Origin of the sequence: Photobacterium kagoshimensis (assembly GCF_050337045.1) — a bacterium.
Taxonomy (GTDB): Bacteria; Pseudomonadota; Gammaproteobacteria; order Enterobacterales; family Vibrionaceae; genus Photobacterium; species Photobacterium kagoshimensis.
Window position 1 is genome coordinate 274,212 of the sequence record NZ_JAKJSO010000008.1, and the last position, 16,031, is coordinate 290,242.

Sequence of the window (16,031 nt, forward strand, 5' to 3'; positions counted from 1 at the left end):
CTCGTATGAATTTACCTCTAGGTATAGGACCTAAACTATTCACGTGCTAAATTTTAGGTTTATACTATCTCTTACCAGAATAACCCTTAGTGACAAACTCATCATTTGAATACAGTTCACCTGTTGCTTGAACATGCTGCAAGCTTATAACTATAAAGCTTATCGCATTGTCACATAAACATATGAGATCTTACAAAATATGAAAGTATAAATTGCGTATCACTTCAAACATTAAAAGGAACGCATAAATAGTTTCATCGGCATAACCCCCCTCATAATACACCACAACATATTCGAATAATGTTTATAGACCACCGAAAACAGGCTTTCCATTAAAACGAGTTTGTGTAAACCAAGCTCTAGCCTTACTGACTCTTTACCAAAGTCATTAAAAATTGCTTTAAATTAACAGGAATAATAACGAAAAGTGCCACACCGCTATTAAAGTGCGGGTTCAGCTTACAATAATACTGAATTTCTGGTTTATCACTGGTCAGTAACATGTCCAATTCCGCTTGGTTATAATTACTCACCCTATCGACCGAAACCAAACACCGTATCGCATTCTCTGCGCTAGGATCACCGTCTGGGTTAAAATGGTCAAATAGTGCTTTTGGCGCCTGATGAGTAAAGTGTGGCCAGATTATCCCAGTATTCTTGGCGATAGCACGGTACATAGCAGGGCTGAGCATAGTGTCTGCATAATAGTGTTTACGCCAAGGTCGAGTTAACCAACTTTTGAAGCTCTCTTGAAGTGAAAAGATGAAAGTATTGCTGCCCTTTCGATAATCAGGCAAAAATGCAGCAGATGCCTTAATCACGACACTGTTAGAGATATGACTGAACGTGAGTAGGCAGTAACCAACAATTTGACCATGATCGAGATAAAGCCGCAATTTTCGCTGATAGGGTTCAGCACTATCGAAGTATTTAAACAAATAGGCTTCAGGATCAACATTAGAAAAACTCGCATTGATGATATCACCCAGCGCTTGCCTTTGCTCTGGCTGTAACCATCGTTTGGACTGCGCTAAATCGATATATTTAAGCTGTTTGATAAGTCCCCCTCTCCATCGCTACTACACAACTCCAAGAGTAACAAGCTCTACACTGAATACAAAAATCATAGAGTAAAAACGTTAGCTTGATGCTTTTTACGTTGCTGCAATGAGTGATAGTAGTCGCTCAGAAGCTTATTGTTTTGAAACATCAGGATGAGTTCATAAACCACTGTATAAACCACTGTATAAACCACTGTATAAACCACTGTATAAACCACTGTATAAACCACTGTATAAACCACTGTATACAGTGTGAGCCATGTCAGAAAAACACAACACCATTTCTTGCTGCATTTTTTACCTCACCGAGCCCACCTCTCTATAAAGTCAATAAATAGCAATAAAAACAACAAGATAAACCAAAGAAAAGTTTACTAAGTTAAACGTATGCCATATTAGTCATCAGGTAAAAGCAAAATTATCAGTTGCCAAATGTCTAATTTCACAATACTGTATATACATACAGCATGTATAGATAACCACTAGTAAGGATGATGACAATGGCTGAACTATTTGAATCACAACACTCTGTTTCTGCTTCACAGGCTTACAAATCAACGTACTCATCTTTACAAGGTTCATCTATTTCTATTGCACAGTCTGTGCGCTGCCCGATTGAAGTCAGCTTCACCGATGAGCAGCAAACTCAACTTGCTTATTTCCTACGCTTACTTAAACAAGCCAATCAAGAAAACCGTTGGATCATGTTTATAGGGCATGACGCTTTACTCGATAAAAAGCTATTAACTAGCGCAGGTATTGATTTAAACAAGATATTAGTGCTGCATAAAACCAAAGGTAAATCGCTACCAAGCCTAATGGAAAAAGCTTTAAATAGTGGTAATTGCAGTGCTGTGATAACCACTGGCAATATTGAAGCGTTTCAAACAACCTCGATCCGTCAAGCTGCGCATGGTGGCAAATCTTTGGCGTTTGTCATTAATAAGGAGCAGGCTAAAAAGCGCATCACGTTTCATTAATTACAAATATGTCATATCGACACCATTATCAATTTAACTGATGACTTAGTTGATAATTGATCCAAGGCAATGAACAGTCTAATTTACTTAGATATGAACACCCTAGGTCACAAAATTTGTGTAAACACACGAATTAGCAAAATAAGATGCTTTATTATCTCCCCCACGAAGAATTTATAGTGGGTGCAATTTTGGATAACAAACTCGGACTAGGCTCAATGACCGCGCTCGTGATCGGTTCAATGATCGGCGCAGGTGTCTTTAGTCTTCCACAAAATATGGCTGCTGTTGCCAGCCCTGCCGCAGTTATCATTGGTTGGACGATAACTGGTATCGGAATGATCTTCCTTGCCCTTTCTTTCCAATTCCTTTCTCAAATGAAGCCACATATTGAAAGCGGTGTCTTCGGCTATGCCCAAGCAGGATTTGGTGATTTCATAGGATTCTGTTCTGCTTGGGGCTACTGGCTAAGCGCGATGTTAGCCAACGTCTCCTATTTAGTGATCGTTTTTAGTACCTTAGGTATGTTTTTCGATACACCAGAATTGGTTTTATTTGGTGAAGGTAATACTTGGTTCGCTGTGGCAGGGGCATCCGTTTTACTTTGGGCTGTACATAACCTTGTCTTACGTGGCGTTCAAACAGCCGCTATCATCAATCTAATTACGACGATTGCTAAATTAGTGCCGCTCTTTGTTTTTATTGCCGCTGCATTTATTGCTTTCAAGTGGGATACATTCGTATTCGACTTCACAGGCTTACACTTCGGTGAACAGCATGATCTGCTATCTCAAGTAAAAGGCACTATGTTAATCACAGTTTGGGTCTTTATTGGGATTGAAGGGGCTGTGGTTGTTTCAAGCCGTGCTCGCCATCGGAAAGATATTGGTCGCGCAACGATTCTAGGTCTGCTGACTGCTCTCTCCATCTATGTTTTCGTAACATTGCTTTCAATGGGTGTGATCAGTACCGAAGCCCTAGCTCAACTACAAAATCCATCCATGGCGAAGGTGCTAACCCACATTCTTGGCCCTTGGGGTGGTGTCATTATTGGTGTTGGCTTGTTGGTTTCAGTTTGTGGTGCTTTCCTTAGTTGGACGGTATTAGCGTCTGAAGCCCCCTACCTTGCCGCAAAATCAAATATGTTCCCACGTGCCTACACTGAGCAAAATGCCGCTGGTAGCCCTGTGAAATCACTGAAACTCACTAATATCTGTGTGCAGCTTTCGCTTTTCTTTGTGGTTTTTGCAGGTGGCACATACGATACCTTACTGGCGATTGCTTCTGAAATGATCTTAGTACCATACTTCCTTGTTGGTGCTTATACACTGCGTGTGGCAATCGAACAGAAAAACAGAGGTAAGCTACTCATTGTCGGCATCTGTGCCACGGTATATGGCTTATGGTTACTCTATGCGTCTGGCCTTAACTATTTGTTATTGTCTGCTTTACTTTACCTACCAGGACTCTACTTCTATGTAAAAGCGAAGCGAGAGCAAGGTGTATCTGCATTCTTAGGGAAAGAAAAAGCGGCGGCAGGTCTACTAACTGTGGCAGCGACTCTCGCTGTTGGTATGCTATGGCACGGCATGCTATAGCGTTATAGAGCGACATAATGGCGTGCAATAAAAAAGCCAGCGGTTTGAAATCGCTGGCTTTTTAATGTCTATCTCTAATCACTTCAGTATTCAACAGTATCTATCAAGGCTATACCTGCCAATCTGGGTCAGGTTCGTGCCCTAAAGATTGCGTAAAGATCAGTCATTAAGATGGGTTGGGTGAATGCAAATATTCAGCACTTCCCCATTGTCATCTTCAAACGTGATGGCGCAGTCTGTTTTGTCGGTGATCATTTCAAGTTGATCGTAATCAAGCGCGTACGGCATCGTAATTCGCAGGCACATTATTCCCTCTATGCGTGCTAATCGAAGTAACCGTATCATGTTGTTTGCATCACTAACGCTTGTAGACAACACTTTTAACGCTTGTAATTGCAGTTTCTCAGAATCTGATAATCCACTTGGGGCTGATGATTTCCAAGATACCTCAAAGGCGGGGATCATTGATTTTAGCGCATCCATAAACGTTAAATGGTGTTGCTGGCAAGACGCTGAAAGAAAAGATGTGTAATCAAATACCACCTTCTCGCTATCTACGATTTCGCTATATGCTTTCATATCTATCCTTAATACGAAACATGGTGCATCTTGCTCCTTCAAAAAATGGAGTGTATGCCCAATGAAATCTTTATGCCTTGGTATTTAATATACGTTTAACTTGCCTCTAGAGTATTTTAAAATCATGAAAATTTGCGTTCGATCTTACTTTTAGATTATTTAAATCATTAATTAAATACATGGCAAACAATTATTTAACAAGTAAAGAACGAGATAAACACAATACAGCTTAAAAAATAATTTATCTTAAAAGTCATTCACCAATATTAAATGTAAAATACTGATTATATTTCCAAGCAAAAGCTACAAACTGCAACTAATTAATACTTAGGACTCATTTAATATTATTTTAGCATCGATAAATAGCTTTTACTTCCAGCGAAGCGACCTCAACAAAAAGGCGCATAACCACAACACAAACAAATAACACATCAAAAACAATGAGTTACATAAGCAGCAATATAAGAATAGTCGCAGCCATTCTCTGCTATTAATGAATAGTACCGATTAAAGTGTGTAATGAAATACGCAAAAAGATATTGATAGACCTCGCTAAATAAAAGCAAAAAAGCAACCTATTACATAAGCCTAAATAACACTAACCAGTGCTTTACACTGGCATTCACAATCCACTAATCACAATCTTCCTCTTTTACTTTAATTTCTATCTCATCAATACAAGCTCTATAGAATTATTAACTGTCCACCTTAAATTTAACCACCATATTCTCATTTAAGAAGAATAAAGTGCTAAATGTAACTGGTCGCGACTGCTTTCTCAAATTTGTCCTTTAGAATCATTTAGTTTGGTTGTTTTTCTCATTTAATGAGAAAATACCCTCTCAATTTATTTCAAATTCGCACTAGATAAGAATTACATTTGAGGTGTGCGATAAATAGGGATAAAAGTAAGCATGAAAGAGAGAAAAAACGCAGTAAATCAAGTTAATGAGAAGGCGCTACAACTTCTTATGCAAGTAGCGGTAAATGAAGAGCCAGTCACAGCGAAAGCATTAAGTGAGCAACTTCACGTACCTATTAGTAGTCTGTATCGCCACCTAAAAGTGTTGAAAGAGTGGAATTTAATTGAAGAAAGTCCATACGATAAAACGCTGATTATAGGCTCAGCAGCATTGTTATTAATGCGCAGTTACGAAACGAGCCAACACAATTTAGATGCAGTCGATGCTGTGTTAAGTCGGTTGCAAAAGCAGACTGGGGAAATGGCTGCATACATGGTCCCTGTGGGATATAGGGCTTTGTGTGTTAGTCAGAAAGAAAGTATGCAAGCACTTCGTTGTAGCTTTGTACAAGGACAGAGCCAACCCTTACTTCGAGGGGCTTCATCAAAAGTCATGTTGGCGTACTTACCCACTCAGCGCTGTGAAAAGATTTTGCGCTATTTTGGTGAAGAACACCGAATGGATGCATGGCAAACAGAGTTAGAAACAATACGTCGCAATGGTTTTGCTATCAGTACATCGGAAATTGACCCCGGTGTTTCAGGCATTAGCGCCCCTGTGATGAAAAGGAGTAAGTTGATCGGCGCCATTTCTGTTATGGCCCCAGCGCACCGCGTTGAAGCGAATAAAGAGCGGATCATCTTACATGTATTACAGGCAGCACGTGTGTTGCCACCAGAAAGGTAATTCACCATGTTAAGCATATTCAAACGCTACCGTATGCGTCACAACCACAATCAACCTATACACCCATTTACACTCATGACGGTATGTGAACGCGTAAAGCCAATGTCTCAGGCTACGTTTGAATTTGCTCAACAAAGCCTTGAACTGGCTTCTTACTGGTTATACCCGCAACAGTCTAACCCTAGCTATTCAGATGCAGGACACTTTGTGCTGGAAGGCAATAATGACATCGCTTTTCAGCACAGCTTAAGCAAGCATTTAGGATTACACTCTATCCCTGTAGTGCTATCAAACTGCCATGAGACTTTACTGCATGCTCTACCCATAGTTGCACTGAAAGATAAAGAAATTGGTTTAATTAACATCGGGCATCGTTTCGATCTTAAGCAAACGTTAGATGTACAAGTGGGCTCTGCATTTCATTTTGCATTGAACCGCTACGACAACACACGGTTACTTTGTTTAGGCATTGATGAAGAAATCCAAACGGGTCAGCTTTATGAGTATGCCGAGGATCTGGGAGTAAATTGGTTATCGTCTGATGAATACAGTTTCCGTAATCGCACCTCGCACAAGTCTCAGCTATTAAGCTATACCAACCACTGCGATCATCTCGTTATTACGATTGATTTAGCAGCATTAATGCCAAGTGCTGGGTTTGACGATAATAATCGGCTTAATAACAAAATGATCCTGCGTACACTTCGCCAATGTGTTTCTTCAGGAAAAGTAAAAATGATCCAGTTGATCGGTGCAAAAGATAATTTAATTTGTTCTAGACAAACCAAAGAGATTTTAGATGCTTTATGTGAACTTCCCCCTATTCTGACTCACGCGGCCTGAAAGTAACCAATATAACCCGTTCAAGTACAGACGGTTCAAGTATAAGTAACACGAATACAAGCAACTAAAATACAGGCAATTCAAATAGCAAACACAACCTAAAAGTCACTAAAAGTGATAAGCAAAAGCTAAGCAGCCTCTAGTTATAGAGGCTGCTGTGTTTATTGCTTGCGATAAAGATCAGCTCATGTGTCGATATACTCTATGGCTGTTCGCCTTGTGCTAAACGACGATTAATATCGGTAATAACCTCTGGCAATTGCGCCACAGTGTCTATCTGATAATGTGCGCCCGACAGTGCAAATGCATCTTTTGCTTTATTACGCGCTTGTGCAAGCTTCTCGTCGTCCGCGGTTTCAAACTCTTGCTGCGTTAGACCTGCTTCATTACCCGATAACAACAATGCCACAGTCCACATACCTGCATTCAGCCCTTCTGTAATCCCCGGCACTGAGTCATCCACCTTCACGCATGTTTTTACATCATCAACCGCGAGTTCAATCATGTTCTTAAGCAGCATGTAAGGTGCAGGACGTCCACCAGCGGCAAGATCATCGGTTGCAACAGCGCAATCAGGGCTAAAACCGTTCGCTTTGGCTGCAGGCAAGAGTTCATCTAGGACAACGCGCGGATAGCCCGTACATGATCCGATCTTAATGCCTTGCTCGCGGAATCCATCAACCACACTTTTTGTTCCAGGGATCAAGTCAGCATGCTGAGCAACTTTGGCAATTTGTAGTGGCATGAAGGTTTGGTAAATTTTATCGATGTCATTGGTATCCATCGGTTTACCGAATTTAGCCAACCAGCGTTGAGCCACCTCAGGTAATTCACCGACACATTTGATGTGATCCCACTTACCAAGCCCCATAGGCACGCGTGCTTCTTCTAACGAGATATCAAAACCATATTCACGTTTAAATGCTTCGACGAAAATAGACGTTGGTGCAAACGAGCCAAAATCAACCACAGTGCCAGCCCAATCAAACATTACCGCTTGTACTTGTTTCATGTTTACAATCCTAAATTTGTTATGGAATCATATTACGATGTTAAATCAGTCGCATGAGCAACTTCTGCAATAGCTTGCTCGACAATATCGAGGGCCTTCGCTAAGTCTTTCCGCTCAATAATTAAAGGCGGGCTCAGCTGTAACACATTGCCTTGCGATACTTTGAAACTCACACCAAGCGCTAAGCTGCGATATAACACCTGCTCGGCAGCATCAAACGCCCGTTCTTTGGTTAGCCTATCGGTAACGAGCTCGATCCCCCACAGTAAGCCAATGCCACGAACATCCCCAATAATAGGAAAACGTTGTTTCATGCGCTCTAAACGATCAGCAACATAATTGGCATCGTCTCGCACTTTCTCTAATAGATTTTGCTGCTCGATCACTTCCATTGTTGCAAGCGCAGCAGCACAACCAATCGGACTTTTCTCATGGGTGTAATGCCCTAAAGAAACGTGTGCTGCCGTGTTATATTCATCTTTGGTGATCAAGGCCGCCATAGGCACAACGCCGCCACCTAGCCCTTTACCAATGCAAAGCATATCGGGTTCGATCCCCATGGCTTGGTGCGTAAACCATTCACCCGTCCGCCCCATGCCATTAGGAATATCATCGATAATAAGCATCACATTATGACGGTCACAAATTTCTCGAATGCGTTGCCAATAGGCTTTACTCGGCACTTGCACATCGGTATTACGAACCGCTTCAGCAATGAAAGCACCAATGCCACCTTCTTTCTCAATCACGTATTCAAGGTAGTCGGCATAATGCACATCGCTACCCTCTGGTGAAGGGAAAGCACCGCGATAGCTCACCGCTGGCGGAATACGTTCCACGCCCGCCATTAATGGTCCCATCCCTTCACGGAAACAAGCTTCACCACCAACCGAAATTGCGTCCAATGAGGCGCCATGGAAGGAATCCCACAGTGAAACCACCTTGTAATTGCCCGTGATATAACGGGCTAATTTCAACGCCATTCCCACCACAGATGTACCGCCCGGCGCAAACAGCACACGGTTAAGATCGCCTCCCGCTATGTCAGTGAGTTTCTTCGCGCAATCTATCGCAGTTTGGTTGGTAAAACGGCGCGGTGAAAATGGAAGGCTCGCCAATTGTTGTTGAATCCGGCCTAATACATGAGGATGACCATAGCCTAATTGATGGACATTATTGCCATGAAAGTCCATGTAGCGCTTACCCGCAGCATCTTCAAGATAAATACCATTCGCCCCAACTAGTGCGTCTAAACAGGGTGTCGACATGGCTTGATGCAAAAAGTATTGGCTATCTTGCGCAAGCATGGTTTGCGTTTGTGGATCGGCAATCGATTCAATCCAGCGCTCACGAGCAGGCGTTATATTTGTATCACCTTCACTGCGTAACGCACGCATATCCATGTGAGTTGATATTTGATTGGGGAGCTGGTTCGCTATAGTGTGACCCTGTAACTCCGCCATTATTGGTTACCTGCCAGCCAGTACATAGACTCACTCACTGCTGTGATTAAGTTTTCAATATCATGGTTATGCACATCACCGATGTTACCGATGCGGAAACAATCAGCATGAGAGACTTTGCCAGGGTAAATAACGAAGCCTTTCTCTTTCAGCAAAGAGTAGAACTGCTTAAAGTCATAATCTGGATGTTCTGGCGAATAGAAAGACGTGATGATTAGCGAATGCAGTTCATTAGGTAATAAACATTGAAAGCCGAGTCTTTCCATCCCTTCAACCAGAATTTTTTGGTTCGTCGAATAACGATGAAAACGCGCTGTTACGCCCCCTTCTTCTGCAAGCTCGATCAGTGCTTGATGAAACGCACGTACCGTGTGCGTTGGCGAGGTAAAGCGCCACTTCCCTTGATTGATCTCCATGCAGTGCCATTGATCATAAAGATCTAGCGATAGCGAACGCGCTAAGCCTTTGCAGCGATCAAGCTCGGTTTGCTTCGCAATCACAAAGCCAAAGCCTGGCACACCTTGGATACATTTGTTTGCAGAGCTGATCATAAAATCAATGCCAAGCTCGCCAATATCCATAGGGATACCACCAAAGCTCGACATTGCATCGAGGATCATGATTTTGTTACGTGACTTCACCACATCACACACAGTCTCAATCGGATTCAACATGCCAGTGGTGGTTTCACAGTGCACCATAGCAACATGAGTGATTGCAGGATCGGTTTCTAACACATCAATTAACTGTTCAACACTTGGCTGAGTCACTTCGTCTAACTCAATGACATGATGAGCAATATTGAGGTATTGCGCGATTTGCCCAATACGCTCGCCATAAGCGCCATTGTTCACCACTAATAACTTGCCATCAGCAGGAATAACGCTGCCAATGGTTGCCTCAACAGAAGCTGTACCACTCCCCTGCATTAGCACACTTGTGTAGCCATGATGCTGCGTTGCCATTTGCACCAACTGCTGACGGATCACCTGAACAATGCCTTTGTTATAGTCATCGTCCCATGTGCACCAATCTTTTAGCATGGCCTCACGTACACCAGGTGACGTCGTTAGTGGGCCTGGTGTTAACAGTAAATATTGATTATCAACGTTTTCCATTGCGCTCTTCCATTTGGACTATACCAGATAGAAAAACTATAACGACTCAGATGATTAACTGTAAATCCCTCAACCATAGAGTTAATAAAACTTTCACATTCCAGCATGCACCCTTTATTTAGTCTGTTTTTACGCTGTCATCGCAGCCACATAAAACTGTTAACAAAGTGAAACCCTGTAATCATTGAACTGTCATATTGCCGCTCTAGCATCATTCCTGTCGCAACAATCTGGTACATACCAAATTCAATTCATGGAGAAAGAATGATGAAAAACCGTTGGATCATTGCACCTTTGACTGCAATCGCTGCTCTTACTGCTACCCCTGCTTTTGCTGCCGAAGAGCTAACGGTATACACCGCTTTTGAAACGGATATGCTGGCGAAATTTAAATTAGGCTTTGAACAAGCAAACCCAGATATCAAGATTAAATGGGTGCGCGATTCAACAGGGATCATGACAGCTAAATTGCTCGCTGAAAAAAATAACCCTCATGCAGACGTTGTCTGGGGACTGGCGGGCTCATCAATGGCGCTGCTGAAAGATAACGGCGTGTTGAAGCCTTACTCTCCGAAAGGATTGGATCAGATCCGTACCACCATGGTTGATCCTGAAGATAACAAAGCTTGGTTTGGTAACGATGCTTTCTTCAATGCGGTATGTTTCAACGAAGCGGTCGCAAAGGCGCAGAACCTACCTAAGCCTGAAACATGGGATGACCTGCTAAAGCCTGAGTATAAAGGTCACATTGCAATGCCAAACCCAGCCTCATCAGGCACCGGTTATATGCAGGTCTCTGCGTGGATGGAATTAATGGGCGATGATGGTGCATGGGAGTACATGACTAAGCTGGACAGCAACATTGCCCACTACACTCACTCGGGATCTAAGCCTTGTGTTCAAGCTGGTATGGGAGAGGTCGCGATTGGTATTTCCATGGCTATTCGAGGAGCTAAGCTAAAATCGCAAGGTGCGCCAATAGACATTATTCTGCCGAAAGGTGGTGTCGGTTGGGAATCTGAAGCGGTTGGCCTTGTGAACACTCAATCAGATGCAGCCAAACGCTTAGTGGATTGGTCTATCTCTAGAGAAGCCAATAAACTCTACAACGAATTCTACCCTGTTGTTGGTCATAGTAATGTCAGCACACCAGTAAAAAACTACCCGAATGTTGAAGACGCCATGGTGAAAATGAACTTTTCTAAAATGGCCGCAAACCGTAGTGAAGTACTAAAATCCTGGTCTAACCGATTCGATGCAAAGTCAGAGCCTCGTGGTTAAGTTTTACTAATAGATCACTTTGATAATAAATCCCCTTTCCTATTAATGTTAAAACGGTGCCTAGTGCACCGTTTGTTTCGTCTTATCGATCAAAAGCATAAGACAAGTGATGTTCCTTCGACATCATTAATCAACAACACTGAGTTCAGTCATCGCGAGTGGATCAGGTTGAAAAACTGGGTTCAATTTCTTAATCTGGAATTCACGCTCTTCTAAAACCGCTAATTCTCTTTTCATCTCTGAAAGCTCACGCTCCATATAAGAAATATTTCGACGAAGCATTTTCATTTCCATAACTATTCCTTATCTACTTATTCCGCACAAAAGTAACAAACTTTAGTCGACTAAAAAATGACCACCCATTCAATTACTTTTTTTAGAACAACAAATAATCCGTGATTCAGCAAACATTAAGTATTAACTCAGTTGCTTATTTTCACCACTCAAATGTTGTCTTTTTTTCGTCAACCTAATGTCATTTTTCTGTAACTCCTCCTCGGTAGATTTGGTATATACCAAAACAAGTGAGTTTAAACATGGAAACGTATCTACAGATCAAGAATGTTAGTAAACAATTTGGACAATTCACTGCACTTGATGACATTTCCCTAGCGATCAACAAAGGTGAATTTATCTGCTTTCTTGGGCCTTCAGGGTGCGGTAAAACCACCCTATTACGTGCGATCGCAGGGCTCGATCTCGCCACTACGGGTACTATCTTTCAAGATGGAAAAGACACCACTTTTTTGTCCCCAGAAAAACGTGACTTTGGCATTGTTTTTCAATCTTATGCGCTGTTTCCTAACTTAAGCGTTTTCGACAACATAGCGCTGGGCCTTCGCAACCAAGGTAAAAGCATTAAAGAAACCGATGACATTGTTAACCATTGGTTGTCCGTAATAGGTTTACCTAAATCGGGCGTTAAATTTCCTAACCAATTATCAGGTGGCCAGCAACAGCGCATAGCACTTGCCCGCGCTTTATCATTATCACCAGGTTTGTTACTGCTTGATGAACCCTTATCGGCTTTAGACGCCAAAGTTCGCACACACCTACGTGAAGAGATCCGCCGATTACAGCGCCAACTCGGCATTACCACCATCATGGTGACCCATGATCAAGAAGAAGCACTTGCGATGGCAGATCGTATTGTTGTGATGAATCATGGCGTTATTGAGCAAGTCGGTACGCCTCAAGAAATATATCAACAACCCGCTTCACGCTTTGTCGCTGAATTTGTGGGTAATATGAATTTCATTCCAAGTTCAGTGGTTAGTGAGCATGAAATTCGTATTGGTGAATCTTTACTAGAAAAACCCTGTGAATCACTCAACCGTGGTGATCGTTTTGAGCTGGCACTTCGTCCAGAAGATCTGCGGTTCAGTGCTGATAAGCAACAATCTGATACCTCCTTTCCCGTCCAAATTGAAGATCTTGAATTCCAAGGCACCTTTATTCGCGCGGAATGTCGAGTACAAGGTGACCATCATGCCAGCTCGATTAAAGTGGATGTCCCTATTCGTGAAACACGTCAATTAGGCTTAGAGCGTGGCCATTTCATGCACCTCAATATTTCGAAAAAACACACGCATATTTTCCAGCTGAAGCGATAAGGCATACACCTATTATGGATATCATCATCCCTCCTCCACAGTCTGTGGCTCGCCAATACCTGACACAGCTCAAATCAAGATTAAGCCGTGACAACGTCACTCTAGCGATCATGCTGATCTTACTCGCCTTAGCCATGGCTTTGTTTATTCTTGGCCCACTTGCCAGCATGCTGCAAAAAAGTGTGCAAGATACCCAAGGCAATTATGTGGGTATGGCTAACTTTGCTGAGTACTTAACATCGCCAGCCTTGTGGCAGTCATTACAAAACACGGTCACCATAGGGTTAATTGTCACTATAAGCGTTGGTATATTGGCGTTTGGTTATGCCTATGCGCTAACCCGTAGTTGCATGCCATTTAAGGGACTATTTACCATATTAGGTTCGGCGCCTATTCTCGCCCCATCCCTGTTACCCGCAATCAGCTTAATTTACCTATTTGGTAACCAAGGCATCGCCAAAGAATGGTTATTTGGCCAGTCTATTTATGGCCCAATCGGGATTGCGATAGGGTTGATCTTTTGGACCTTTCCGCACGCGCTGATGATCTTGTCGACATCATTGAAAACCTCGGATGCCCGCTTGTATGAAGCCGCTCGGGCACTTGATACCTCCCCTTTTAAAACCTTTTTTGTCGTGACCTTACCTGCCGCAAAATTCGGACTCATCAGTGCATTAATCGTGGTATTCACCTTAGTGGTATGCGACTTCGGTGTACCTAAAGTGATTGGTGGCCACTACAACGTATTAGCAACAGACATTTTTAAGCAAGTGGTTGGGCAGCAAAATTTCTCGATGGGGGCTGTGGCTAGCGTCGTATTATTGCTACCTGCGGTTTTAGCGTTTTTTGGCGACCGTTGGGTGCAGAACAAACAAAAAGGGATGTTTGATTCACGTTCTGTCGCGTATGTGCCAACGCCAAATGCACTACGTGATGGCATTTGCTTTATCTTTTGTACACTGATTTCTTTCGCTATTTTGACCATCATTGGTATGGCCATTTACGGATCGTTAGTAACCTTTTGGCCCTGGAATCTCACGTTAAGCTTCAACAACTACAATTTCACCGAGTTCAGTACTTACGGCTGGCAACCCTACTTTAACTCATTAAAACAGGGGAGCTTGGTGGCAATAATAGGCACTGTCGTTATTTTCCTAGGGGCATACTGTATTGAGAAAGGACGTAGTTTTGGGGCGTTACGTGGCCTGCTACAAATGTTTGCCATTATTCCAATGGCGGTTCCAGGTTTGGTGTTGGGATTAGGCTATATCTTCTTCTTTAATCATCAAGCTAATCCGTTATCTATGCTATATGGCACCATGGCGATTTTGGTCATCAATACCATTATTCACTACTACACTGTCGGACACATGACAGCGCTAACAGCCCTTAAACAGCTCCCTGCCGAGGTAGAAGCGATTTCCGCCTCTATCAAAATGCCTCAATACAAAGCGTTTTTTAAGGTCACTGTACCTGTTTGTGCACCTGCTATTTTGGAAATTGCAGTGTATTTATTCGTTAATGCCATGACAACAACGTCCGCCATTGTGTTCTTGTACGCCACTGACACCATGCCAGCATCCGTTTCTGTACTAAACATGGATGATGCAGGTCAAACTGGCCCTGCGGCCGCAATGTCTGTCATGATCCTGTTAACCGCAGCCACAATAAAACTGGCGCATGTTGGCTTAAATAAAGCACTCGATCATTACACCCAAGCATGGCGTAAACGTTAACCGCTTAACCGTAACCTCCTCGCTAATAGCAAGCACTGCGAAGAAATATTCACAGTGCTTCTTTGCCCATTTTATTGACTCCTCGTTAAGCCTCTAGCTCGGGATATCGCTATATTTAACATTCCATTACGCTTCACTCTTTGGCATCATAAAGCTTATCCGATTGATGATTAAACAAGGCTCTTCTCTGAGGTTTGTTACCACATTTTGCTATCGCAGAATGCGTAATCGAATTGGCATTTAACCAGAAGGCAAACTGTGCAATACATTAAAATCATGGAAGCGATCAATGAACAAATTGACGCAGGCCTATTAACGGCAGGCAACAAACTTCCCGCTGAAAGGAAACTCGCAGAATCATTCAATACCACACGAGTCACTCTGCGTGAGTCTTTGGCTTTACTTGAATCAGAAGGAAAGCTATACCGTGAAGATCGCCGTGGCTGGTTTGTATCACCAGAGCCATTACGTTATGACCCAACATTAACAACAAACTTTTCATCGATGGCGACAGATCAAGGCCGTATTGCACGCTCTGAACTCATTGATGCTAAGCGTGTTCCTGCAAGCCGAAGAGCGGCATCTTTACTGAATATATCGCCCTTCACCGAAGTCTATCGCATTGATCGTTTACGCTTTCTTGATGAGCGTCCTGTCATGGTAGTGACCAATTTCATCTTACCTGAGTATTTTCCGAACTTACTGACACATGACGTGACAACGTCACTTACCGATACTTACAGTAAACACTACAACACCCTGTATGCCAAAACACGTTATCGGGTCAGTACCACATCTTTACTGGGTGAAACCGCACAAGCCTTACGCGCAACAGCGGGTAGCCCTGCGATGTTCATTGAGCGTTTAAATTATGATCAGCATGGCAATATGATTGATTGCGATTTGGAGTATTGGCGACACGATGCGTTAAGTATTGAATCTGTCGCAACGCTGTCGCAAGGCTAAATAAGAAATTACATCAGCCAAGGTGTAACAAAAGCAAGAACGGGAACAATTTACCGTTCTTGCTATTAATCGTAAGTCGATCTCAATGTCAACTATACAAGGGATAACCGTGAAGCTACCGCTAATAAATAG

General features: G+C 42.7%; 14 protein-coding genes. 8 read left to right on the forward strand and 6 right to left on the reverse strand.

Features of this window, described 5'->3' with window-relative positions; all coding sequences use genetic code 11:
* Window positions 1-365: 365 nt before the first annotated feature.
* On the reverse strand, window positions 366-938 hold the full coding sequence (locus L4C35_RS01825) for a hypothetical protein (protein ID WP_428461273.1): 573 nt from the start codon (window positions 936-938) through the stop codon (window positions 366-368).
* Window positions 939-1,561: 623 nt separating this feature from the next.
* On the opposite strand from L4C35_RS01825, the gene L4C35_RS01830 reads away from it, so the two are divergent.
* Together L4C35_RS01830 and L4C35_RS01835 are read left to right on the forward strand one after the other, a co-directional pair.
* Window positions 1,562-2,041, forward strand: a complete 480-nt coding sequence (locus L4C35_RS01830) for a cell division inhibitor SulA (RefSeq protein WP_428461274.1) — start codon at window positions 1,562-1,564, stop codon at window positions 2,039-2,041.
* A 191-nt stretch (window positions 2,042-2,232) separates the two neighbouring features.
* Complete coding sequence (locus L4C35_RS01835; protein WP_428461275.1) at window positions 2,233-3,639, forward strand: basic amino acid/polyamine antiporter; 1,407 nt, start codon at window positions 2,233-2,235, stop codon at window positions 3,637-3,639.
* A 159-nt stretch (window positions 3,640-3,798) separates the two neighbouring features.
* On the opposite strand, the gene L4C35_RS01840 is transcribed toward L4C35_RS01835, so the two are convergent.
* Window positions 3,799-4,218, reverse strand: a complete 420-nt coding sequence (locus L4C35_RS01840; protein ID WP_428461276.1) for a hypothetical protein — start codon at window positions 4,216-4,218, stop codon at window positions 3,799-3,801.
* Between the two features lie 914 nt (window positions 4,219-5,132).
* Between L4C35_RS01840 and L4C35_RS01845 the strand changes: the two genes are divergently transcribed.
* Window positions 5,133-5,867 carry an IclR family transcriptional regulator gene (locus tag L4C35_RS01845; protein ID WP_428461277.1) on the forward strand — a complete coding sequence of 245 codons (735 nt, stop codon included), beginning with the start codon at window positions 5,133-5,135 and terminating at the stop codon, window positions 5,865-5,867.
* A 6-nt stretch (window positions 5,868-5,873) separates the two neighbouring features.
* Window positions 5,874-6,710, forward strand: coding sequence for an arginase family protein (locus tag L4C35_RS01850; RefSeq protein ID WP_428461278.1), 837 nt, complete (start codon window positions 5,874-5,876; stop codon window positions 6,708-6,710).
* A 202-nt stretch (window positions 6,711-6,912) separates the two neighbouring features.
* Here L4C35_RS01850 and phnX read toward each other — a convergent pair whose 3' ends face one another.
* The 3 genes from phnX to phnW are packed head-to-tail and all read right to left on the reverse strand — an operon-like array spanning window position 6,913 to window position 10,303.
* Complete coding sequence (gene phnX / locus L4C35_RS01855; protein ID WP_428461279.1) at window positions 6,913-7,722, reverse strand: phosphonoacetaldehyde hydrolase; 810 nt, start codon at window positions 7,720-7,722, stop codon at window positions 6,913-6,915.
* Between the two features lie 32 nt (window positions 7,723-7,754).
* Window positions 7,755-9,185 (reverse strand): aspartate aminotransferase family protein, encoded by a 1,431-nt coding sequence (locus tag L4C35_RS01860; RefSeq protein WP_428461280.1) that lies wholly within the window; start codon window positions 9,183-9,185, stop codon window positions 7,755-7,757.
* Window positions 9,185-10,303 carry a 2-aminoethylphosphonate--pyruvate transaminase gene (gene phnW / locus L4C35_RS01865; protein ID WP_428461281.1) on the reverse strand — a complete coding sequence of 373 codons (1,119 nt, stop codon included), beginning with the start codon at window positions 10,301-10,303 and terminating at the stop codon, window positions 9,185-9,187. The genes L4C35_RS01860 and phnW overlap by 1 nt, the downstream gene beginning before the upstream one ends.
* 264 nt (window positions 10,304-10,567) lie before the next feature.
* Between phnW and L4C35_RS01870 the strand changes: the two genes are divergently transcribed.
* A complete protein-coding gene (locus L4C35_RS01870; RefSeq protein WP_428461282.1) occupies window positions 10,568-11,584 on the forward strand; it encodes a putative 2-aminoethylphosphonate ABC transporter substrate-binding protein in 1,017 nt (338 codons plus the stop codon).
* 126 nt (window positions 11,585-11,710) lie between these two features.
* Here the strand turns inward: L4C35_RS01870 and L4C35_RS01875 are convergent, their stop codons facing one another.
* The gene (locus L4C35_RS01875) at window positions 11,711-11,878 is read right to left on the reverse strand and encodes a hypothetical protein (RefSeq protein WP_428461283.1); all 168 of its coding nucleotides are present in this window, start codon (window positions 11,876-11,878) and stop codon (window positions 11,711-11,713) included.
* Between the two features lie 242 nt (window positions 11,879-12,120).
* On the opposite strand from L4C35_RS01875, the gene L4C35_RS01880 reads away from it, so the two are divergent.
* From L4C35_RS01880 to phnR, 3 genes are all read left to right on the forward strand, one after another.
* Window positions 12,121-13,197, forward strand: coding sequence for a putative 2-aminoethylphosphonate ABC transporter ATP-binding protein (locus L4C35_RS01880; RefSeq protein WP_428461284.1), 1,077 nt, complete (start codon window positions 12,121-12,123; stop codon window positions 13,195-13,197).
* A gap of 14 nt (window positions 13,198-13,211) precedes the next feature.
* The gene (locus L4C35_RS01885; protein ID WP_428461285.1) at window positions 13,212-14,933 is read left to right on the forward strand and encodes a putative 2-aminoethylphosphonate ABC transporter permease subunit; all 1,722 of its coding nucleotides are present in this window, start codon (window positions 13,212-13,214) and stop codon (window positions 14,931-14,933) included.
* Window positions 14,934-15,191: 258 nt separating this feature from the next.
* Complete coding sequence (phnR, locus tag L4C35_RS01890) at window positions 15,192-15,899, forward strand: phosphonate utilization transcriptional regulator PhnR (RefSeq protein WP_428461286.1); 708 nt, start codon at window positions 15,192-15,194, stop codon at window positions 15,897-15,899.
* Window positions 15,900-16,031: the final 132 nt, after the last annotated feature.